At 37.1% G+C, this 23,067-nt stretch carries 22 protein-coding genes; all 22 read left to right on the forward strand.

Features of this window, described 5'->3' with window-relative positions; genetic code table 11:
* The first annotated feature begins 29 nt into the window (after window positions 1–29).
* The 22 genes from pseG to KO530_RS10040 all read left to right on the forward strand — a co-directional run bounded on the left by pseG (window position 30) and on the right by KO530_RS10040 (window position 23,006).
* Window positions 30–1,088: a UDP-2,4-diacetamido-2,4,6-trideoxy-beta-L-altropyranose hydrolase gene (pseG, locus tag KO530_RS09935; protein WP_216048260.1), complete on the forward strand. Its 1,059-nt coding sequence runs from the start codon at window positions 30–32 to the stop codon at window positions 1,086–1,088.
* Between the two features lie 7 nt (window positions 1,089–1,095).
* Complete coding sequence (locus KO530_RS09940) at window positions 1,096–1,668, forward strand: GNAT family N-acetyltransferase (protein WP_216048261.1); 573 nt, start codon at window positions 1,096–1,098, stop codon at window positions 1,666–1,668.
* Window positions 1,669–1,679: 11 nt separating this feature from the next.
* The gene (locus KO530_RS09945; protein WP_216048262.1) at window positions 1,680–1,925 is read left to right on the forward strand and encodes an acyl carrier protein; all 246 of its coding nucleotides are present in this window, start codon (window positions 1,680–1,682) and stop codon (window positions 1,923–1,925) included.
* The gene (locus tag KO530_RS09950) at window positions 1,903–2,643 is read left to right on the forward strand and encodes an SDR family NAD(P)-dependent oxidoreductase (protein WP_216048263.1); all 741 of its coding nucleotides are present in this window, start codon (window positions 1,903–1,905) and stop codon (window positions 2,641–2,643) included. Before KO530_RS09945 ends, KO530_RS09950 begins: the two co-directional genes overlap by 23 nt.
* 3 nt (window positions 2,644–2,646) lie before the next feature.
* Window positions 2,647–4,062, forward strand: a complete 1,416-nt coding sequence (locus KO530_RS09955) for an AMP-binding protein (protein WP_216048264.1) — start codon at window positions 2,647–2,649, stop codon at window positions 4,060–4,062.
* Window positions 4,059–5,168 (forward strand): acyl-protein synthetase, encoded by a 1,110-nt coding sequence (locus KO530_RS09960; protein ID WP_216048265.1) that lies wholly within the window; start codon window positions 4,059–4,061, stop codon window positions 5,166–5,168. The genes KO530_RS09955 and KO530_RS09960 overlap by 4 nt, the downstream gene beginning before the upstream one ends.
* On the forward strand, window positions 5,165–6,337 hold the full coding sequence (locus tag KO530_RS09965; RefSeq protein WP_216048266.1) for an acyl-CoA reductase: 1,173 nt from the start codon (window positions 5,165–5,167) through the stop codon (window positions 6,335–6,337). Before KO530_RS09960 ends, KO530_RS09965 begins: the two co-directional genes overlap by 4 nt.
* Before the next feature lie 134 nt (window positions 6,338–6,471).
* Window positions 6,472–7,773: a phosphoenolpyruvate mutase gene (gene aepX, locus KO530_RS09970; protein ID WP_216048267.1), complete on the forward strand. Its 1,302-nt coding sequence runs from the start codon at window positions 6,472–6,474 to the stop codon at window positions 7,771–7,773.
* Window positions 7,773–8,897: a phosphonopyruvate decarboxylase gene (gene aepY / locus KO530_RS09975; RefSeq protein ID WP_216048268.1), complete on the forward strand. Its 1,125-nt coding sequence runs from the start codon at window positions 7,773–7,775 to the stop codon at window positions 8,895–8,897. The genes aepX and aepY overlap by 1 nt, the downstream gene beginning before the upstream one ends.
* Window positions 8,894–9,997: a phosphonoacetaldehyde reductase gene (locus KO530_RS09980; RefSeq protein ID WP_216048269.1), complete on the forward strand. Its 1,104-nt coding sequence runs from the start codon at window positions 8,894–8,896 to the stop codon at window positions 9,995–9,997. The genes aepY and KO530_RS09980 overlap by 4 nt, the downstream gene beginning before the upstream one ends.
* Entirely contained in the window at window positions 9,997–10,908 is a 912-nt protein-coding gene (locus tag KO530_RS09985) for a nucleoside-diphosphate sugar epimerase/dehydratase (RefSeq protein ID WP_216048270.1), read from the forward strand. The genes KO530_RS09980 and KO530_RS09985 overlap by 1 nt, the downstream gene beginning before the upstream one ends.
* A gap of 187 nt (window positions 10,909–11,095) precedes the next feature.
* A complete protein-coding gene (locus KO530_RS09990; protein WP_216048271.1) occupies window positions 11,096–13,318 on the forward strand; it encodes a hypothetical protein in 2,223 nt (740 codons plus the stop codon).
* Window positions 13,319–13,328: 10 nt separating this feature from the next.
* Complete coding sequence (locus KO530_RS22230; protein WP_216048272.1) at window positions 13,329–14,546, forward strand: glycosyltransferase; 1,218 nt, start codon at window positions 13,329–13,331, stop codon at window positions 14,544–14,546.
* 83 nt (window positions 14,547–14,629) lie between these two features.
* Window positions 14,630–15,664 carry a glycosyltransferase family 2 protein gene (locus KO530_RS10000; protein ID WP_216048273.1) on the forward strand — a complete coding sequence of 345 codons (1,035 nt, stop codon included), beginning with the start codon at window positions 14,630–14,632 and terminating at the stop codon, window positions 15,662–15,664.
* Between the two features lie 161 nt (window positions 15,665–15,825).
* Window positions 15,826–16,548: a methyltransferase domain-containing protein gene (locus KO530_RS21945; protein WP_216048274.1), complete on the forward strand. Its 723-nt coding sequence runs from the start codon at window positions 15,826–15,828 to the stop codon at window positions 16,546–16,548.
* Between the two features lie 139 nt (window positions 16,549–16,687).
* The gene (locus KO530_RS10010) at window positions 16,688–17,761 is read left to right on the forward strand and encodes a TDP-N-acetylfucosamine:lipid II N-acetylfucosaminyltransferase (protein WP_216048275.1); all 1,074 of its coding nucleotides are present in this window, start codon (window positions 16,688–16,690) and stop codon (window positions 17,759–17,761) included.
* Window positions 17,762–18,120: 359 nt separating this feature from the next.
* Window positions 18,121–18,822: a WbqC family protein gene (locus KO530_RS10015; RefSeq protein WP_216048276.1), complete on the forward strand. Its 702-nt coding sequence runs from the start codon at window positions 18,121–18,123 to the stop codon at window positions 18,820–18,822.
* Window positions 18,823–18,859: 37 nt separating this feature from the next.
* On the forward strand, window positions 18,860–19,522 hold the full coding sequence (locus KO530_RS10020; protein WP_216048277.1) for an acetyltransferase: 663 nt from the start codon (window positions 18,860–18,862) through the stop codon (window positions 19,520–19,522).
* Between the two features lie 15 nt (window positions 19,523–19,537).
* Window positions 19,538–20,476, forward strand: a complete 939-nt coding sequence (locus KO530_RS10025; RefSeq protein WP_252729082.1) for a hypothetical protein — start codon at window positions 19,538–19,540, stop codon at window positions 20,474–20,476.
* A gap of 30 nt (window positions 20,477–20,506) precedes the next feature.
* Window positions 20,507–21,301, forward strand: coding sequence for an FkbM family methyltransferase (locus tag KO530_RS10030; RefSeq protein WP_216048278.1), 795 nt, complete (start codon window positions 20,507–20,509; stop codon window positions 21,299–21,301).
* Between the two features lie 5 nt (window positions 21,302–21,306).
* A complete protein-coding gene (locus KO530_RS10035; protein WP_216048279.1) occupies window positions 21,307–22,089 on the forward strand; it encodes a phytanoyl-CoA dioxygenase family protein in 783 nt (260 codons plus the stop codon).
* A 14-nt stretch (window positions 22,090–22,103) separates the two neighbouring features.
* Window positions 22,104–23,006: a hypothetical protein gene (locus KO530_RS10040; RefSeq protein WP_216048280.1), complete on the forward strand. Its 903-nt coding sequence runs from the start codon at window positions 22,104–22,106 to the stop codon at window positions 23,004–23,006.
* The last annotated feature ends 61 nt before the right edge of the window (window positions 23,007–23,067 follow it).

The raw sequence follows: 23,067 nt of genomic DNA on the forward strand, positions 1-23,067 counted from the left end.
CACCGTCATCATAACCTTCTAATTACTTTATGAAGCATATTTTATTCAGAGTGAATGCCGGGGTGTCCTCTGGTTTAGGACATTTGATGCGTTGTTTGGCGTTGGCTCAAGCTGCAGCAAAAAATCAACTCACTCCTGTATTTATGCTTAACGCTGAAGCGTCAAAAATTAGCAATGCTCGTCAGGATTGGGTTGGGCAAACCATTGTGATACCCGAAACCACAGAGGATGCTCAAGAGATAGACCTTATTGCTCAGTTTTGCCGACTCAATTCGGTTGTGGCAATCGTGATTGATGGCTATCATTTTACGTCTCAGTATCGCCAGCGGTTAGCGCAATTAGATTACCCAATAATATGCTTTGATGATATGAATAATTCAGGAAACCTGTATGCCGATCTCATCATCAATGGTTCTGGTAGTGCACATCAGTTGAAATATGACGTCAACCAGCCAAACACGCATTTGTGCATAGGTGAGTCTTATCGGGTTTTACGCCAAGAATTTTGCGAGTTCAAACAACAAACATTTGAGCAGCGAGAATATTTCACTATTATTATGGGCGGAAGTGACCCAAATAATTTGACTCTGCCTTTGTTGCAATGCATTGAACAAAAAGGCTTTGATGGGAAGCTCAAAGTGATTACTGGCGCAGCTTACCCTTATTTACAAGAGCTCAATAAATGTATTCAGGTCAGTGAGCTGGACATTCAACATTTACACGATTGTCAGCAAATAGCTAAATCATTTTTGCAAACACGCTTGGCCATTTCCGCTGCCGGAGGCAGTCAATTCGAATTACATGCTACTGCGACACCCAGTTGTTTAGTCACTGTGGCTGACAATCAGCTTAATGCTACTCAAGCAGCTGTAAAACAAGGTTGGTGTATTGCTGAGGATTTCAGCAAAATGCAAAGTGACAACGAAAAGCTGGGTCTTATTGAAGACGTTACGGCGCGTTTATTGGTCTTATGGTCTGATGATAATAGGTTGCTTCAAATGCATAATAGGGCGTTAGGAAGCAGTGACACCAACGGTTCTCAACGGATCATCGAAAAAGTTAAGCAGTTATGTTTTGATGGAGAATAGTATCATTATGGACGAAAATCAGGTGCTTAGAGGTTATCAGGTCAGTTTACGTGAAGTGCAGGAAAGTGATCTGCCACTACTGCGAGCTTGGCGAAATGACCCAGAGGTTAGTCAGTTTATGATTTCCCAAGCAGAAATCAGCGAAGAACAGCAATCTGCTTGGTTCCGCAAAGTGAGCCGTGACCCTAGCCAGCAGCATTTTATGATTGTCTACAAAGATCAGGACATAGGTAGTTTAAATATTAAATCGAGAGTATTGGGTAAACCGCTTACTCAGGCACACACTATTGAGCCAGGATTGTATATTGGCGCAGCAAAATATCGCAATAACATAATCGCGTTTTCTCCCACGTTATTAATTAATGATTATTGTTTTGAATCCTTAAAGTGTAAAAAGCTAGTAGCAAGAGTAAAGTCGGATAATCAGGCAGCGCTTAATTACAATCTAAAATTAGGTTATCAAATAGTCAAACCAGGTGATTTAATTGAAATTAGTTTGAATTTCGATGATTATCAACGGGATAGCAAAGCACTGAAAGCCTTACTTTCTCGCACTCCTAGGAAGAACAGGGAGTCATAAAGGAAATTTACATGAATAACCAACAACTCGTAAAACAAGCATTTGCTGACAGTTTAGCTATACCCTTGGAAAAGGTGAGTGACGACTTAGCCTATAACAGTATTCCAGAGTGGGATTCCACCGCCCACATGATTTTAATTGCTGAATTGGAAAACCAATTTAACGTAATGTTGGATACCGACGATATAATAGATATGAGTTCAGTAGCTAAGGCAAAAGAAATTCTCGCTAAATATGAAATCGAGTTTGATGCTTAATCAAAAAACACTATTGATTACGGGGGCTAGCGGCGGTATTGGTCGGGCAACTGCAATTGAATGCGCCAATCAAGGCGCATTTGTGTATCTGGCTGGGCGTGATAAAGAACAACTGCAAGCCTTGTCGAGTCAGTTAGTTAACAGCAAAGTGCTCGCCTATGATGTCACCGATGAAAGTGCCGTTAAACAAGGGTTTTCAAGCATCATGAAAGAGTCGGGGCAATTACACGGCTTAGTGAACTGCGCTGGAAGTATGTTGGATAGTGGGTTTATGCTAACTCGGTCAGCTGAGCTGCAAACGCAATTTGCCGTCAATAGTGTTTCAGCGTTTACCCACAGCCAGTTGGCGATGCGACTGATGACAAAGAATCGCAGTGGAAGCATTGTTAACCTTTGTTCAATCGTCGGTGAAAACGGCAGCGCGGGGCAGGCAGCCTACGCGATGAGTAAAGCAGCATTATCAGGTTTAACCAAATCATTATCAAAAGAGTTGGGGGCTTTAGGTATTCGTGTGAACGGTGTTGCTCCAGGGTTTATTGATACGGCCATGACTGCTTCTTATGGGGGGCAAAAACGCCAAGAGTTAATTGCCGCTAGTTCATTGCAACGAGCCGGTACAGCTGAAGATGTGGCCAAATTAATTAGATTTTTATTGTCAGATGATGCCTCATTTATTACCGGTCAAATTATCGGTATTGATGGTGGGTTGAGCTTATAAACCATGTTTTATGACGCACTTTCCCAACATGCTAACAATATCGCTGCCATTGAAGGAGAGCAGCAACTTAGCTATGCGCAGCTTGAACAAGCTTGCAGACGTTTGGAAGGGGACCTCAGTCAACATTTAGGACGCCGTAAAGGTGTGATTTTTATTATGGCCTTTAATGGTTTGTCTACCTTAGTGGCTTATTTAAGCGCGCTTAGACAGGGCCATTGTGCAATGTTATTAAGTCCAGATACAGCAGCCTCAGATTTGCAGAATTTGTATGAGCAGTTTGCTCCAACGGTGACCATAAGCTGTGAAGCCAAGCAACAAACTACTATTCAATATCATCAATTTAGAACCTCGCTGACCCATTGTATGGCGAACTTACTATTGTCCACCTCTGGTTCAACCGGCACGGCTAAACAAGTTGCACTGAGTGCGGATAATTTACAATCTAACGCTGATGCTATTTGTGACTATTTACCGATAAAATCATCTGATAAAACATTATGTTCGCTGCCATTTTTCTATTCTTATGGTTTGTCTATCATCAATTCCCATTTAAACAAGGGCGCTTGCTGTGTTTTTACGGATGCAAGCCCTGTTAGTCGTGATTATTGGCAGTTATTTGAAGAGCATCAAATCAGCAGTTTTGCGGGCGTTCCTTTTACTTATGAGATGCTTCTCAGATTGCGCTTCCATCAGAAAAAGTTGCCTCATTTACGTTATTTTACCCAAGCAGGTGGCAAGCTTAATGTTGATGCAGTCAAAGCCTTAGGTGAGTTTGCTGAAAATAATCAAAGTCAGTTTTTCGTGATGTATGGTCAGACAGAAGCAAGCCCTCGAATGGCTTTTTTACATCCAGATCTGGTCCTACAAAAACCTGAATCAATCGGTTGTGCTATTCCAGGTGGACGATTTAAATTAGTCGATGAGCAAAATCAAATAATCGAGCAGGCCAATAGCGTTGGTGAACTGTTTTACACAGGACCGAATGTAATGCTTGGTTATGTGTGTAATATTACCGATTTGAATGCATTATCCGCTGATTCAAGCCAATCTAAAAATGCATGGCTAGCCACTGGCGATTTAGCGTATTTTGATGAAGATGGTGATTATTTTATTGCAGGCAGAAAATCCCGCTTTCTAAAATTATTTGGATTACGAATTGATCTCGATGAAGTTGAAAGAAAGTTATTAGAACTGGGTATTACAGGGTTAACTACAGGTAACGATAATTATCTGGTGATTGGCACAACCGCTTTGAGTATTGAACAATCTGCAAATGATGTAAAAGGGCGGATAAGCCAACTATTGGATCTACACCCGAGTGTTATAAAAGTGATTCACCTTGATGTTTTGCCGCTGACTGAAAATGGTAAAAAAGATTATCAAGCAGTGCTTAAATTGGGGTTGCAAAAATCCTCATGAAAAATACTGATAATCCAATCCTTGTAGAGTACCTAAGGTTGTTCGAAGACCTGCTAAGCGCCGGTGTATATTCCCTTGAACAAGATAAAAAAGAAGCGCTTTTGTTACCGGTTTTAAATCAATTGCATCAGCTTCACCAATTACAAAACGACGAATACAGGAACATTGTTAAACAGCACAGTGCTGATGCTAAACGTATTGAAGAACTTCCTTATTTAGCGGTGCGTTTGTTTAAACACTTGAACTTAAAAAGTATTAACGAAAAAGAAGTCTTTAAAACCCTACAATCCTCTGGCACAACGAGTCAAACCCCAGCGACTATTTATTTAAATAAACAAACCAGTGCTCGACAAAGTAAGGTGCTAGTGAAAATTCTCCAGCAGACTATAGGTAAACAGCGTTTGCCCATGCTGATAATTGATTCCCCCGATATTTTAAAAAAACCGGAATTTAGCGCTCGAGCTGCGGGCATTCAAGGTTTGGCATTTTTTGGCCGTGATCATACCTATGCCCTGGATGAAAATATGCAGCCTAATTGGCCTGTTATTGAAGCATTTTGCCAAAAGTACGCTGAACAGCCCGTGTTGATTTTTGGTTTTACTTTCATGGTCTGGTTGTATTTTATAAAAGCATTACAAAATAACGGCAAGACAATATCCTTACCAAATGGCATTTTGATTCACAGTGGCGGATGGAAAAAGCTAGTTGAACAACAGGTTGACAATGTCACTTTCAAGCAGACGTTGATGGCAACAACTGGCATTTCAAAATGCTTTAATTTTTATGGCATGGCGGAGCAAGTAGGGTCGGTGTTTGTAGAGTGTTCACAGGGCCATTTACATGCCCCCATATTTGCCGATGTGGTGATTCGTGATCCGTTTACATTGAAGGAGTCAGCCATGGGCGAAACAGGTTTAGTGCAAGTTTTATCAGCCTTGCCAAGCAGCTATCCTGGACACAGCTTACTTACTGAAGATTTAGGTGTTTTAAAAGGTGTGGACGATTGTCTGTGCGGCGCCAAAGGCAAGTATTTTGCAATCAAAGGTCGACTCCCTAAGACCGAAGTGCGCGGTTGTAGTGATACACACTCAGAGGCATCATCATGAGCTCGTTGACTATCTTAGCGCCAGAGGGAGGTGATTTGAATATGATCAATCACCGCGCTGAAGGCTTTAGGTGTTTTGATCCTGAAGTGTTGAATTTTATTGAGGCTTTGTCTACTGCATTGTTAAAAGATAGCGAAGCCAAATCTTTTCCAGAATTAGTGGCTTTGGGGTTCTGGTTACGGAAATCTAACCTGAAAAAATTACATGAATTTGCTCCTACCGGGATTGTTAAACCCCTAGGATGGGTTTTGCATTTCACCCCTGCAAATGTGGACACTATGTTTATCTACAGCTGGATATGTTCCTTGCTAATGGGGAATCACAATGTCGTTCGAGTGGCAACCAAAAGCACCGAATTAAGAGGGTGCTTATTGGGTATCATAAACCGGCTTTTTGCGCAGCCAGCCTTCGTTCGATTAGGGCAGTATAACCTGTTTATACATTACGATAAGCAGTCAGAATATTCGAAAATACTCAGCAGTAAAGCGGATGCGCGTGTTATCTGGGGTGGAGACGAAAGTGTTAATGCTATTCGACAATTACCTTGTCAGCCCCGTTGTCGCGATATTAGTTTTGCTGATAGGTATTCTACTGCTGCGATCAACGGTGACCAATTAACCACAGAGAATGTACCTAAATTAGCGCAACTCTTATGGCAAGATACTCAGCCTCATGGGCAGTTGGCGTGTTCATCACCGAGGTTGATTTATTGGTTAGGCGATAGGACTTTGCAACTTGCGTTATTTCAACAAGTAAATTGTCTGGCCACGCAAAACGAACAAACGATTAATAGTTTAAATGATCACCTGGTTACGAGTCAGTTGCTAAAAAGTACCGGGGAAGCTGCTGAGCCCATCATTCAAAGCGCCGTGGGAGTGATTCCTGTCAGCTGTTTTGATGAGCATTGGCTAGATTGGCATCTCGGTGGTGGTTACTTTTTACTGATGCAAATAGACACCTTGGAAGACATAGCAGCAACAAGCAATGCTAAACTACAAACCTTGAGCTACTGGGGGCTAGAGCAACAAAGCTTAATCAAGTTTGCTCAGCAACCGTCGATACAGGGAATAGATAGAATTGTGCCTGTGGGACAGGCATTAGATTTTTCTCCGGTTTGGGATGGATATGAATTGCTGACAATGTTGTCCAAGGCGATTGAAGTTAAATGAAATTGTCCAAAAAAAGATCAATCATCAATTGTTGTGACTTTTGCAATAAAAAAATATTAAACAACGATTAAGTAAGATAATTATAACTGAGAAGATAATAGCTTCTTGAATGAATAGATGAGATGTAAAAAGATATGACCAAAACAGTTTATGTAGGAATGAGTGCCGATTTAGTTCATCCAGGCCATTTAAATATTATTAAAAAGGCTTCTGAATTAGGCGAAGTGACTGTTGGTCTGTTGACAGATAAAGCGATTGCTAGTTATAAACGTGTTCCTTTTATGACGTTTGAGCAACGAGAGCAAGTTATTCAAAATATAAAAGGTGTAGCACGAGTTGTACCGCAGACTACGTTAGATTATGTTCCAAATTTAGAAAAATACAAACCTAACTATGTAGTGCATGGTGATGATTGGCAGCAAGGCGTTCAGAAAAAAGTCCGTCAAAGTGTGATTGATTGCTTAGCACAATGGCAAGGTGAGTTGGTTGAAGTTCCGTATACCCAAGGCATTTCCTCCACAGCACTCCACAAAGCCATGAAAGAGATTGGAACAACTCCACAGATTCGTTTGAAATCACTAAAACGTTTGCTCTCAGCCAAACCATTGTTGCGTTTTTTGGATATTCATAATGCCTTGTCAGGTTTAATCATCGAAAACGTGAAAGTCACCACTGATAAGGGCCCACAAGAATTTGACGGTATGTGGGGAAGTAGTTTGACCGACTCAACAGCCAAAGGAAAGCCTGACATTGAAGCTGTTGATGTGTCGTCGCGGATGAATACGCTCAATGAAGTATTAGAAGTGACAACTAAACCGATTATTTACGATGGTGATACCGGCGGAAAAACGGAACATTTCGTTTTTACAGTAAAAACTTTAGAGCGTCTAGGAGTCTCAGCGGTAATAATTGAAGACAAAACTGGATTAAAAAAGAATTCGTTATTTGGCACCGAAGTGGCTCAAACCCAAGATAGCATTGAAAACTTTAGCATGAAAATTCAGGCGGGTAAGCAAGCCCAAGCTACAAATGACTTTATGATTATTGCTAGAATTGAAAGTTTGATTCTTGAAAAGGGGATTGATGACGCGATACAAAGAGCAGAAGCATTTTTAGATGCTGGAGCCGATGGTATTATGATCCATAGTCGAAACAAGTCACCAGATGAAATTTTCGCGTTTTGTGATCGTTATGCACAGCTAAAAAATAAAAAGACTTTGGTTGTAGTGCCATCTAGCTATAACAGTGTCTATGAGTCTGAGTTAGCGGCTAAAGGTGCAAACATCGTTATTTATGCTAATCAGCTGTTACGCAGTGCCTATCCGGCTATGGTTGATACCGCTACATCAATTCTAACAAATGGTCGCTCTGCTGAAGTTGATGACAAAATGATGCCTATAAAAACCATTTTAGAGTTAATTCCCGGTGGTAAGTAATGATTAGCCCAAAAGGATTTTGTGATCAACTTACTAAATTCGGAATAGAGTTTTATTGTGGTGTCCCTGATTCACTTTTAAAAAATTTGTGTGCTTACATTGACGAAAATTTATCGAAGCAACAGCATATTATCACGGCCAATGAAGGTAATGCTGTTGGACTTGCTATGGGGCGGTATTTAGGTAGCGGCACTCCGGCAGCGGTCTATATGCAAAACTCAGGCATAGGCAATGCAGTAAATCCTCTCGCTTCTTTAGTTGACCCTGCTGTGTATAGCGTCCCTATGTTATTAATCATAGGTTGGCGTGGCGAGCCTGGAGTCAGTGATGAACCACAACATGTTAAGCAGGGACGGGTAACTGAACAACAATTGGAAATACTAGGTATTCCCTATGTGATTATTGACAGTCAATCAGAAATTGACTCGGTTTTAGCAGGCTTACTAGAGCAAATGACTAACGAAAGCAGGGCAGTTGCTATTCTGGTTAGAAAAAACACTTTCAGTAAACCTAACACAGGTGAAACCAAACCAAGTTTATATCAGTTAAAACGCGAAGATGCCTTGACTAGTTTATTAAAGGTATTTGATGCAAATGATGTTGTTATTTCGACCACTGGAAAAACTTCTCGAGAAGTATTTGAACTAAGAAAAAAACGCAACGAACCGGCTTCAGATTTTCTCACCGTAGGTGGCATGGGACATACTTCTTCTATTGCAATGGGAGTCGCACTTAGCGCACCAGAAAAAAGAGTGATAGCAATTGATGGTGATGGTTCAATGTTGATGCATATGGGCGCTTTGCCTATTATCGGGCAACATTGCAGTAGCAATTTGGTGCACATCGTTCTCAACAATCAAAGTCATGAATCAGTAGGTGGGCAACCCACAGTTGCGGGTGAAATTGATATGGAAATGATGGCTAAAGCCAGTGGATATAAAGCTTATTATTGTGCATCAGATGAGTCTTCTATTGCTTCAATTTGGTCGAGTCTAGTGTTTAATTCCGGTCCCGTTTTTTTCGAAATTAGAATAGCTCAGGGTGCTAGAGATGATTTAGGCCGGCCGACAAGTAGCCCTCTAGAAAACAAAAATACCTTTATGCAGCATGTTGGCATTGAATGATGACAGCGCTTTTAACACAATATTCAGATGTAAATATCATCGAAACTGACGACTTCTTGGCGCAATTGCCTGCGCTTGTTTGCGCTGGGAATATTCTCTTGGTTACCAGCAAAGGGTTTACTAAAAGAGGAGTAATTGGGCAATTTATAGAAAGTTTTGGTGGCGGATTTAATAACAATAGAGTGCGTGTTTTTGATGATGTAACGCCCAATCCTGAAAAAACCTTTTTGGAAAACAGTTATTCTACATTTGCCGATGAAAATATACTTACAATCATAGCTCTAGGTGGTGGCAGTGTAATTGATACAGCTAAAGTATTTGCTGCTATGTTAAGTTATAAAAAACTGTCCCTTGAGCAATTGTTAACTAGAAAAGATATTACATGCCAGGTTAACTTAATTGCAGTGCCTACTACATCAGGTACAGGTGCCGAAGTCACGCCGTTTGCAACCGTTTGGGAAAGTGAGAGCAATTCTAAACATTCGCTTTATGGTATTCGACCAAGAACAGCAATTTTAGATCCTAATTTGACCTTGACCTTACCCTATTCGGAAACACTTTATCCAGCACTGGATGCGTTGTCTCACGGATTTGAATCTTTGTGGAATAAGAGCAAGACTCAGTTGAGTCAAGAGGCTGCAATATCTGCTATCGAATTAATCTGTGAGGCGCTGCCAGAAGTCGAGCAGGATTTAACTGATGTCCGTGCTAGAAAAAAACTTCAGTGTGCGGCTACGCTTGCTGGCTTGGCCATTTCCACTACTAAAACTGCCATTGCTCATGCGATTTCTTATCCTTTGACTTCAAAATATGCCGTGCCTCATGGTTTAGCTTGCAGTTTTAGCTTGTTGGCGATCATCGATATTGTAGGGCAAAAAAAATTAGATTTACCCTCAAGTCTATTCTCTAAAGTGTCAAAACTTTTACAAAGGGTGAACTTCACTAAACAACTGTCACCTTTTATTAAATGGTCAGAGGTTCAAGACTTATCCAAACTGAACTTTGATCAAAGTCGAACAGGTAATTTTATTGTGCCAGTAGACAGAGCTTTAATTACAAAAATATTACTGCAAAGCCAAAAATTAGCAGAGGTAGAATAATGAAAATAAATACGCTTTTGTTTGGTGCTGGACCAGGTGCCGGGTACTTTATTGATAATACTCGTGATGAGCGCGATTTTGTTGGCATCTTAGATAATGACACGAAAAAGGTCGGCAATGTTATTTTTGATCTTAATGTTTATTCACCTAAGTCATTGTCTGATATTGACTATGACGAAATAGTCATTACTACACAATGGGCTATGGCGGTTAAGTCTCAGTTGATAGAAGAGTTTGGTGTTTCTGAAACTAAAATAGTACTACCCGTAAAAAATCAATTGAAAACGGAATTGCCATTTTATTGTGACAATAGTTTGAAGCTAGGTAGGAGAATAATAAAAGGCCTAAGCAGTTTAGCCGTTGCCGCTAACTTACCCTTGGTCATCGATTTTGGCACTTTATTGGGGATAGTGCGTGATCAAGATATTATAGCTTGGGACGATGATATCGATTTTGCAGCACCGCAAGATAAAGCCGCAGAAATTGAATCTTTAGTAGTTAATTTTGTTGAGGAAAACCCTGAGATCAATTGGTGCATGGAAAAAGTCACAGATGGAAAAGGTTTAACCACGTCTATTTTATTAAAGTTCAAATCTGATTCAGAAGACCTTCTGATTTTTACTACGTCCATTTCTTTTAGAGGAGAACAGGATGGTAAATCGATTCATTTGCCTAGTATGGGTATGTGGTATGCCCCAAAGCATCATTTTAAAAGCTTCACTGTTTTAGAATGGCAGGGAGAAAATATTCAAGTTCCTGCTGATTATCAAGCTTATCTAACGTTTCAGTATGGTGATTGGGAAACTCCTAAAAAAGATATCAAATTGACAGATTATGCCCATCTTCAAGAGGTAAGTTTTGCTGATATTAAGGCAGAAAAAAGAACCCTGCAGACTATTTCTAAAGAGTGAATGAATAAACGTATCGATTCAAACAAGTATGCAAGTGGATTTTTAATTAAATATAAAAGTTTATTCAATATTATACGAATATAACAACATTGATAGGTAGTGCTTAATGTCTAGACTGATTTCAGAAATTGATTCGTACATCGAAAGTCATAATATAAAAGTCGTATCTTTTGATTTATTTGATACTTTGATTTTTAGAAAACTAGCTAAACCCACGGATGTTTTTTCACTTTCATATGCAAAAGTTAAAGATCAGCTTGGACTGCCACTACAAGATAAAGAATTTCAAGAGTTGAGGGTATTGGCCGAAAAAAAAGCAAAAAAAGAATCGATTAGCAAGGAAGTTACTTTAGAAGAAATTTATGATTTTTTACCTTTTTCAAAATCAATAAAACAAACTTTATTAGAAAGTGAGCTAACCACGGAATCCGATTTTTCATTTTTATACCAACCAATGTTAACTCTTGCCGAGTCTCTAGTAGATCGAGATATTCAGGTTTTATTTTTGTCTGATATGTATTTGAGTAAAGCGCAAATTCGTGAGATGTTTTTTAAAAGTTCTACCTTTTCTAAGGCCGTTCCTTTATATGTTTCCTCAGAATATCGGGCAAATAAAGCAACAGGGCAGTTGTTCAAAATTGTAAAAGAGGATTTAACTACAGAATATGATTCATGGTTACATATCGGCGATCATGCTATATCTGATGTTCGTTCTCCTAAAAGTATTGGGCTGCATTCGATACATGCATCCCCACAGCTAAATATCGTAGATATTTTCAAAACTGAGCAATCACTTTTTTTAAAGAACCCCAAATTTAATGCCGTAAGACGGCTAGCTTCCATGCATTTCGATAATTCATTTGAATCTAGCAAAGAACGCAGTGCTTTTGAGGTAGGTGCGTTTGTGTGGGCGCCAGGCTTATTTTCTTTTGCTGATTGGGTGATAGATAAAACACTGGAAGTAGAAAGCACAACCATTTTATGTTTAATGAGAGAAGCTGAAGTGTATGTGCCTCTTATTGCAAAAAGGTTAGAACAAAGAGGAATAATTGGGATTTCAGTTCAGCGACTTTATGCTTCACGTAAATCCACATTTTGGCCTTCTATTGATTCTGATTCAGAACATTGGATTGATGATGTACTGGAATTGCTAGTTGCTAGACGAGGTTATTCAGTAGATGATTTTTATAGAGATTTTTTTATTCCTGTTGACGAGTTACACGCTACCTTTCAAACTAGCTACGTTAAACATGCAGATAGCCTCTTTTATAAAGGTGAAAATTTATTAAAGGTCCTTAGGACGTTAGCTTATAAAAACGCTAAGCATGTTAAAAATTACATTAATGAACAAAAGGCTAGGTTCGTTAGGTACTACGATTCTCATATTTCCACACCTTACAAAGAATGTGTCGTGGTTGATTTTGGCAATGGCGGCACGATACAAAATCAAATTCAAAACATATTAGGGCAACACTGCTCGGCTAACTTACTTTTTTATTCATCAGAAAGAATTTATCGATATACAAAAGACACCCTATATCAAAATTTTATCAATGCCGACAACGACATGAACAATTTCAGGAAGCTGCTCGCTAGATCACCGGAGTGCATTGAAGCTTTTTTGGTTGGGGATTGTGGTACCACCTTGGGGTACTCTGATGACAAAACTGGCACGCCTATATTAGAAGAAAAACTAGTTTTGAATTCAGGCATTACCAAAGCATTTTTGTCAGGGGTCAAACAATACTTTCAGCATCACTATGAGTTAGGATTTGGTTTCATTGATTCATCAGATAGCATTGCTTTATTGTTGCGTTTTATTCAGTTTCCAACCCTTGAAGAGTCCTTACTCTATACAAAAGTTTATCATCAAGATAATTTTGGTTCTAATGACAAATATCCCGTGATATCCGAGCATCAGATTGATGAAGTGAAAAAGATTGGAGTTGAAAATTCATTTCTTGAGTTTAGTCGCTATACTAAATGGAAAGCAACATATATTCATTGGCCACAGGCTATTCTAAATCTTATTTCCAATAAATTCATGCAAAAACAACATGGTTTAGTGTCAATGGACACCGATAACGATGTTGCCGAATTGTTCGAGTTAATTGTCCAACATGAATGGACTAGTTTTAGTGTTTATGGTGCTGGTGAGTTTTTTGAAAAGTTGCTCCCTTATATAAAAGAATATTCACTTAATGTTGATTTGGTAATTGATAGAAAAGCCGAGATATCAGGCAGTTATGAATTTCTTGGCTATGACGTAGTCTCAGTAGATCAGGCTGTAAAATCAAAATGTAAAAATATCGTTGTTTGCTCTATGAGGTTCAAGGATGAGATCATCAAAAACTTGCGCGAACAATTCACCAAATATAAGTGTGAAAAATTCCAAATTTTGAGTTTGTAGGGGAATTATAGTGAGAGTAGCTATTATCTCTAAAGCAGTAAATTTAGGCGGTGGTGGTAGTAAAGTGGCCACGACATTAGCTAGATTACTGCAGCAAAACGGCCACTTTTGCCATCATTTTCGAAGGGACACTGAGTATGGTTATGAGGCCAATCAAAGTAATTTATTTGGTCCATATGAAAAGCTTTTTAAATGGCTTAAATTTAGATTCCAAACTCTTGGTTTTCAAGAAAGTGTCCCGTTGGAATATTTCTACCTCAAATCTGAAATAAAGCGTTTAAAAATCGACATCATTCACATTCATGATATCACTACAGCGCTGTCTCCTATAACAATAGCACTTCTGTCTAGACACTTTCCCATTGTATGGACAATGCATGACTATTCTCCATTTACGGGAGGGTGTATATACCCTCTAGGTTGCGTTCGTTTCATGTCTTCTTGTGGCGAGTGTCCCCAACAATCTATTTGGCCACTAGAAGGAAAGTTTGACTTAACACGTTCTCATCTAAAATTGAAACGTTGGTTGCATAGTAAAAAATTATATCTTGTTTCGCCCTCTGAGTTTTTAAAAAATCAAGCCTGCTTGAGTGGCATAAGCCATAAAAAAATATCAGTCATTAATAACAGTGTTGATACGAGTACCTTTTATCCAATGGATAAGAATGAAGTGAAAATATCGTTGGGGTTAGACCCAGAGAAGTTAACTATTTTAGTTATTGCGTTTCAAATTAATAGTCCATACAAAGGTACTGATGACGCTTTAAAAATTCTACATAGATTAGGTTCTAATATTCAAATTATTGTTGTAGGTAAAGTTACAAAAAAAGACAGACAACACTTTAAATGCCTTAATTGTACATTTTCTGGATACATAACCAAGCCAGAACAGTTAAATAAGTTTTACAATGCAGCCGATATATTTTTAAATTGTAGTAAAGCTGATAACTTCCCACTCGTTGTATTGGAATCTTTGGCCGCAGGCACTCCTGTATATGGTTATGCGACAGGTGGAATCGTCGAAATGATAACAAATGGTATCAACGGAAGTTTAGTCAAAGCAGGACGATGGGAAGATTTGTATAGGGCTATTTCCAACCTGAGTATAGAGGATTTAAATAAACAAAGCATTTCGGGCAGAAATGTTGCCTTAGAGTCCTTCTCTGAAGAGGGGTTTGTAGAGAAGACTGTTTTACTTTACAAAAAAATACTGCAGAACAATTATTAATTCAATTTGATTGTTTACATTAATAAAAACACAAGTAAAAAGGACATAAGTTAGCTCTGTTAATTTGTGATGAAAATTAATCTATGCCTGTTCCTATTTCTGTTCTGATACCATGTTTTAATGTTGAAAAATACTTGTCTGAAGCATTACAATCTATTTTAAGACAGAGTTATCAGAACTTGATTATTTTGGTTTTAGATGACGGTTCTACGGATAATACTTTAGATATTGCCCAGCAGTTTTCTGTAAAAGATGAAAGGGTCAAGATACATCGTAATATTAAAAATATGGGGATAATAGCAAGTAGGAACAAATTACTTGAACTGTGTGAAACAGACATCGCCGCATGGATGGATGCTGACGATATCGCGGTACCGAGCCGCATTGAACAACAATTAGGATTTTTAAGTAGCCATCCAGAATGTGTAAATTGTACCTGCCACTTTTATAGGAAAAATAATCTATCAAAAAAGCTAGTTGCAATTCCTCATCAATATTTATCCCCTGAATACTTATTGTTTTATAATCATATTTTAAACCCAGGCAGTATGTTTCGGGTAGACATTTGTCGCAAAAATAAAGTTAGATTTAGAACGGAGATTTCTGGTGCAAGTGATTACTTATTCTGGGTTGAATTGTCAAAATTTGGTGAAATCGGCTTAGTAGAGGAACCATTAATGGTTTACCGTGAGCATAGTGGTCAGGAAACCATCGCTCAAAAATATCGTCAAAATCAAGGATGTTTAGAGATCGTTCAATCCCAATTGAAAGTTTTTGATTGTGAGGCTGAAACAGAAGTGCTTGCTAGAATGTTGGTGTACCCAGCAGAGACGTTAAACCTTGACTTCAATTTATCTTACATGAAGCGCTCTGCATGCATCATAAAAACGATTCTACAAGCATTACCTAAATCCAAATACAATCAAGAACAAGTAAGACAATTGTTAATGGGGATGTTTCGTCGGCAAGCTTGGAGAAATGGGCTTCTAGGCCTATTAATTTTTTTGAATGTATTTGGAATTGAAGGGTTGAAAAATAGCCGCAATTTCGGATTTGATCTGTTGAAGCAAGCAATCGCCTTTGACTTTAGACGTGTTATACACTTTTTTAAAAGATAATGAATTCAATTTATTTTTTAGCTGGGCATATAAATTAATTGATTTTACAAATTGGTCGATAAGTTGTTTATAAACATAGTTAATACTAAAAAGAATAGTCATTTTGAGGGAGAGTAGTGGAATTCGCGAGGTTAATAAGGCGGTTAAAACGCTGGAAAGAAGTGAGTGGTTTTAAACATAAATGTCCCATGTGTAATTTTTATATGGGTAGCTTTAAGCCCTATGGCTTCGATTTGCCAGTCATGTATGAAAAGCAAGTTGTTGGCGGTGGTAGAAGAGAAAATGCGCGATGTTTTATCTGCGGTTGTTTAGATAGAGAAAGACTAATTTATATGTTTTTAAAGCATCAGACATCTCTTTTAAGTGACAATATAAAGGTTCTTCACTTTGCACCAGAAACAGTATTAAGTCGTAAATTAAAGAGTATATTTTCACACTACATAACAGCTGATTTAAACGCAAAAAATGTTGATATGACAATTGACATGACCGACATTCCTTTCCCAGATGAGCATTTTGATTTAATTATCGCGAATCATGTATTAGAGCATATTCCTGATGATAAAAAAGCGTTGAATGAACTTAAAAGGGTATTAAAAAGTATGTCTGGCCTTGCAATTCTTCAGGTGCCTATTTCATTGAATAGTGAACAAACCTATGAAGACTTCAGTATCGATACTGACGAAGGCCGACTCCATGCATTTGGACAGGAAGACCATGTGAGGCTCTATGGCAATGACTATGGGGATAGACTAAAGCAAGCTGGCTTTGATGTTCAAGTTTTCGATTGGAAATCTAGCAGGACTTTATATCCTAAGAAAAAAAATAAATTTGGATTTATTGCCCAAGAAAAAATTTACATTGTAAAAAATACAAGAAATTAATTGTATGTTAGATATTTTTGAATATTCATTTGCAATAAAAATTATCTTTAATTAACCCAGATAAGAAAATAAAATGAGAATTGCACATCTTGCCGTTAATCACAAACACATCGACAATGTTGTTAACTTGTTCAATGGGGTGAAATTAGAAGAGCATACTTTTTTTCTCGAAAAGCAAGATGCAAAAATGGCAGAAATTCCAATCTGCAATTCGAGTTTGAGTCAGTATATTAATTTTGAGTCGAGTGAGGCGCTATTTATAGCGAGAATACTTGAGAGTTTTGATTGCCTTATCGTCCATTGCTTAACTCCCTTACATACCAGAATAATAAACCTTATTAAACCCGGCTCTACCATCATTATGTGGAAAGGCTGGGGGTTTGACTACCTAGATTTAGTTTATGATGATTTTTCCGATTTACTCGAAGATAAATCCAAAAAATTATATTTAGATTTAAGGTTGGCAGGTTCAACTGCTGACAGTCGTTATACAGTTTCTGAAAGCAAAAAAAAAGCTATTAAAAAAATTCAGTTATTCTGCCCCGTTTTTGAAGAGGAATTCGAAATAATTCAAGCTAAGCACTCGTTTACTCAGCATCTTAAATATATCGAATGGCGCTACGGATTTGATTATCCAATAAAAAAAGTAGTTAAAGCCAAAGATTGTATAGTTAAAACAGATAGCCTTTGGTTAGGAAATAGTTCTACGATTACTAATAATCACATAGATTATTTATCTATTGCTACTAAAAACAAATCTCTAAGAAGCCTCGTGCATTATATTCCTATGTCATATGGTTTCGATAATTACAAAAATGAAATTAAAGATGCAACTGAATCCGTGCTCGCTAATAACTTTGAAATCATTGATGAGTTTTTTGAGTTTGGCCAATACGTTAATTTAATTGCACGATCTAAGTACATGGTAATGAATCACATTAGACAGCAAGCTATGGGGAATATTTGGATTGGGTTACTGACAGGCTGTACCGTTTTTCTTAATGAGAACAGTCCTGCATTTAGTTTTTTCAAAAACAGAGGATACGTCTTGTATTCTATTTCTGATCTAGACTCTGCTACCAATGTAGTCGAATTTAAAGTAACTGAAAAGCAGGCAGATGCTAATGCTGAAAAAGCACTTGCTATGTTTAGTAATCAACAAATGAGTTTTAGGACTAAAAAGCTCATTCAATTGATTAAGTCCTACTTTTAAATGAGGGGATTTGGGGACTAAGTGACTTTGCAGCGATTGCAGAATTTTAGTTTCAAGCAAACTGAAAATAAAAATCTGTCGAACAGGTTCAAAAGTAATTTAAAAAATAACGGCTTTTGCACTAGGTTCTAGCTTGTAAGGAGTTTTTTAATATGATGTTTTGACTGGGCAAAAGCAGTTTTTGAAAAAGCAAGTTTTTAAACTATATGAATTAAACTTAGTTGATATTTGAGGGAATGATAAATGCAGCGAGAAGCATTGTTTGTATATAAAAGATATTTTAGAACGATATTAATAGAAAATAATTCAATAGTTTTACACCCAATCAACCTTGTAAGATAAATAAGAAAATAATATTTATGACTGTCGCAATAATGCAACCTTACATATTTCCTTATGTAGGCTATTTTCAGCTTATTATGGCTGTTGATAAGTTTATTTTTTATGATGATGTTGATTTCATCAAAAGAGGTTGGATTAATAGAAATCGTATTTTATTAGGTGAAAATGAATATCTTTTTACTATTCCTTGTGTCAAACCGACCTATAAAAAGAAGATTTGCAACATTAAAGTGAACCATGATTGCACTGATACCGAAAAATTACTGAAAACCTTATATCATGCATATAGTAAAGCTCCTTTTTTTAAAGATGTTTATCCTTTACTTGAAGAGCAGTTTACTAATTATTCTCAAAGTATTAGCACCTTAGCTGTTCAGTCAATAAAAATGGTCATTGATTACCTAGGAATAGAAAAGGATTTTAAACTGTCATCTGAACAACATTATTGCAATAATCATTTGAACAAAGCTGATCGTTTAATTGATATTACGAAAAAAGAAGGCGAAGTAATTTACATTAATCCTAAGGGAGGGGAAGCTCTTTACGATAAACCTTACTTTGACGCGCAAGGTGTCGAGCTGATATTTCTTCAATCTGTTTTACCTAAATACAGTCAAAGTTCTCCACATTTTGTCGCTGGATTGTCGATAATTGATGTGCTAATGAATTGTGATAAAGAGCAAGTATTTAATATGTTAGATAATTATCAATTGCGATAATTGCTTTCTATTTTTCACCTCCAACTTAGGATAAGTTATGAGCCATTCAAAAGTCGTTATATTTGGAATTCTTGATACGGCCGAATTAGCCCACTTTTATTTAACTCACGACTCAGATTTTGAGGTGGTGGCGTTTACTCTGCATTCAGAGTTTATCGAACAAAATCAGTTCAAAGGTTTACCGATAGTCCCTTTCGAGAATTTGGAAAACGTTTATCCGCCTTCTGATTACGGCTTGTTTGCTCCTATGACAGGGAGAAATATGAATCGAAATCGTGAAAAAATTTACTTAGAAGGTAAAAAGAAGGGATATCAATTCATATCTTATATCAGTTCGAAAGCCACTGTATTTCCAGAAACACGTATTGGTGACAATTGTTTTATATTGGAAGACAACACAATCCAGCCTTTTACTAGTATCGGCAATAATGTGGTTCTATGGAGTGGTAATCATATCGGTCATCATGGTGAAGTCATGGACAATGTGTTTTTTACTTCACATGTTGTTATGTCAGGGCATTGTAAAGTAAAGCCATATTGTTTTTTGGGTGTTAATGCGACTATTAGAGACTATTTAAATTTAGCCGAAGGCACTTTAGTTGCAATGTCAGCTTCTATTACTAAAGATACTGAAGCTTGGGGGGTCTACATTGGTAATCCCGCTCGCAAAGGTCCTAAACCTAGCCATGAAGTATATTAATGAGGTTGGAATATAATGTTATGGAAAAAAAAAGGATTAATTTATAAACCTTCAGGTGAAAAGAAGTGGAGTTGCAGCCATGCACAGGTACCCGTAGCCGAATTTATTGCCGAGCAGGATAAAATCCGAATCTACTTTTCAACTCGAGATTCATTAGGGCGCAGTTTGCCTGATTATTTGGACGTGTCAGCCTTTAATCCCCAGGAAATAATATATAAAAATCAATCGCCTATTCTTGATTTAGGTGAAAATGGAACTTTTGATGACTGTGGGGTTATGCCCTCTTGTGTTGTTAATTCTAATGGTAAAAAGTATCTCTATTATATTGGGTGGAATGTAAGAAATACTATTCCGTACCATAATGCTGTCGGTCTAGCGATTAGTGAAGATGATGGAAATACATTTAAAAAGTTTTCGGAAGGGCCTCTGTGGGATAGAGACTATAAAGAACCACATTACTCGGGAAGTACATGTGTATTAATTGATGACAATAATGTTTGGCGCAATTGGTACCTTTCTTGCACTGAATGGAGGCGTGTAAATGGGAAGATGGAACCTCGTTATCATATAAAATATGCAGAATCTAATGACGGTATCGATTGGAAAAGAGAGGGGATCATTTCGATAGATTATGCCGATTCAAATGAAGCGGGTATTGTCAAAGCTAGTGTAATTAAAAAAGCCGGAAAATACTGTATGTGGTACTCCTATCGAAATTTCAGTGACTATCGGGTTGATCCTAAAAATAGTTACCGAATTGGATATGCCGAATCCTTAGATGGAATGCATTTCCAGCGAATGGATAGTTCGAGTGGGATTGATATCAGTTCAAGTGGATGGGACGATGTCATGATTTGTTATCCTCATGTTATAGATGTTAGAGATAAACGTTTAATGTTTTATAATGGAAATGGATTTGGGCAATCGGGGTTTGGTTATGCTGAATTATTATGAAATTCAAGTGTTAAAGAGAGCTGAATAATTATGGTTGATTTTGTTCCGTTAGAGCAACTTGTTCCTGACAATAAACTAAAGCTTGTCGACGAGGCTGAAAAGTATAACGAGGTATATACGAAAGTAAAAGTACGCCGACAAACTTGCCAATATCTTACAAAATCTAGGCGTACATTGTGGCAGGCAGTTGGAATTGAGTATATTGAGCCTGAAATGCTTGATTATATCGATTCACATAAAGCCGGATCCATATTCTATGATGTTGGAGCTAGCAATGGATTATTTTCAATATATGCAGCACAGTGTGGGTTGAGTGTTTTTTCTTTTGAACCTGAAGTGCAAAACTTTTCTTTGTTAAGCGGAAACGCATATTTAAATAAAAATGTTCTTAACCCTATTAAGTGTTTCAATATAGCTTTGGGAGATAGCACCAGTTTAAATAATATGTTTATTTCAAAATACGAAGCTGGTGGACACATGAAAATTTTGGGGCAGCCGCTTAAAGTAGGAGATACTCAATTGTTTTCACCAGATTTTGTGCAAAATGTAATTGCATATTCTTTAGATGACTTTATACGTTTATTTAATTTACCAATTCCGAATCATATTAAGATAGATGTAGATGGGAGTGAAACGCAGGTCCTAAATGGTGCAGAAATGGTCTTGTCATCGAAAGCACTTGAGACTGTATTCATTGAATTAGAAACAAATAACAATAACACATTGTCAATTATTCAAAAACTTACTGATAGCGGCTTCAAAATTCAGACTAAGACACAAGTGCAGAATTATCAGGGGCTTTTCAATTACGTTTTCAGGCGGTGAACCATATGTCACAAGTTTTCTCAGAATTTAAATCCAATGGCTATTATCTTGCTAAAAATATTTTAGATAAATCTATTATTTTTGAAACTGTTGACAATATTAAAAAACACTTTGATAACCAAATTACGTTATTCAATATAGAGCCACCTGCAGACGTTTTTGAATCAATGCAATTACTCCATAAAATGGATATCGAACAATATAAGAAAACAGCAGCAAGCCTTTGGCGAAAAATGAGTGTTTATAATTTACTTCACCATCCAATAATACAGAATTACGTAAATAAAAACTTTTTAATACAGGACATTGTTATCCCTGGAGGGCAAGTTGTACTCATTCAAGCAGAATCACTGCGAATACCAAATGGATATTTTGGTTTAAGTGCTCATCAAGATTTCCCTTCTGTAAATGGTAGTTTAGATGGTTTTGTCGTTTGGGTACCTCTTGTCGATATTGATGTACATCGTTACCCTTTGGAAATTATTCCAGGCAGTCATTTAAAAGGGGTTTATCCCACATTAGAAAATGAAAATTCAACATGGGAGATTAAGCAGGAGTACTATTCTGAATCGGATTTTTTGCCTGTAGAATGCAGCGTTGGTGACGTTGTTTTTTTATCTAACTTTACAATTCACAGAAGTTCACAAAAAGGTGATGGTAGGTTAAGGCTAGCATGCAGTACTCGTTATGATAACAGCGATGAAAAAACTTTTATTAAAAGAGGGTATCCAAGTGCTTATATTAGAACTGTCGATCGGTCTCAATTCACAAAACAACTCTACAAATAGGTTTGAATTTACAAATGAGTAAACACTTTATAGTTACCTCTCATGGCTGGAGCGCAAGTAATTGGGTTGCTCATTCACTTAATTTAAATGAAAAAATACTATGTACACATAGTGCTAGGAATGCACTAGCTAATGACGCTCAGATACATAATCGTGATAACTTCATAAAAAATTTAAGTAACTTTCATGAGGGGTATTTAAATCGCCAAGAATCTTCATTGGATGGTTTTTATCAATATATAGAGAGCCTGGGTAACTCTGATTATTATGGTTCTGTTCATTTGCTTAGGCTTCGTGATATACCCATTTTATATCGTAAATACGGTCCGCCATCTAGAAATTTTAAAATAGCTAACCTCGTAAGGAATCCTGTAGATTTAGTGTGGAGCGGGTATGGTCAATTACAAGATTTATTCCTATTTGACATCAATGAATTGTATTGGACCTTAGATAAGATTATTTCTGAAGGTAAAAATTTTACTTATAGCTTGATTGAAAAGTATCAGATAAATATAGGGGAATATAAATATCTGGCTTTTATAGGTGCTTGTGCAATATTAAGTAGTATTAAAAAAGACTGTGATGCTTATGAATTAATTGATAGGAATAAAACAAATATTGACTTCATTGGAACATTCACAATGGAGTCAATTACACAAGAACGTGAGAGTTTTAAACAAATGTTATCTAAGCTCACTGATAATTCAGCTTTAACCTCAGTGGATTATTTGGATAAAGTGTTCGGCGAAGGTGAAATTAATCGACATAAAAAAGATAGCAAGAAAATAACGTCTAGAGAACGGTATAATTCATTTGAGCCTTGGCAAAAGGATACATTTAATTATTTTTTCAAAAAGTTTGATTTACGGTCAAAATATGAATCATTTGGTTATGATTTTTCGTACATAGAAGTTTGATTTTAATTCTATAATTTCCACAAAAGTAATATGTTGTTCTGCTGCTTGCTCGAATAATTGT

The sequence above is a fragment of the Aliiglaciecola lipolytica genome, from assembly GCF_018860635.1.
In the GTDB taxonomy this organism is placed as follows: Bacteria; Pseudomonadota; Gammaproteobacteria; order Enterobacterales; family Alteromonadaceae; genus Aliiglaciecola; species Aliiglaciecola lipolytica_A.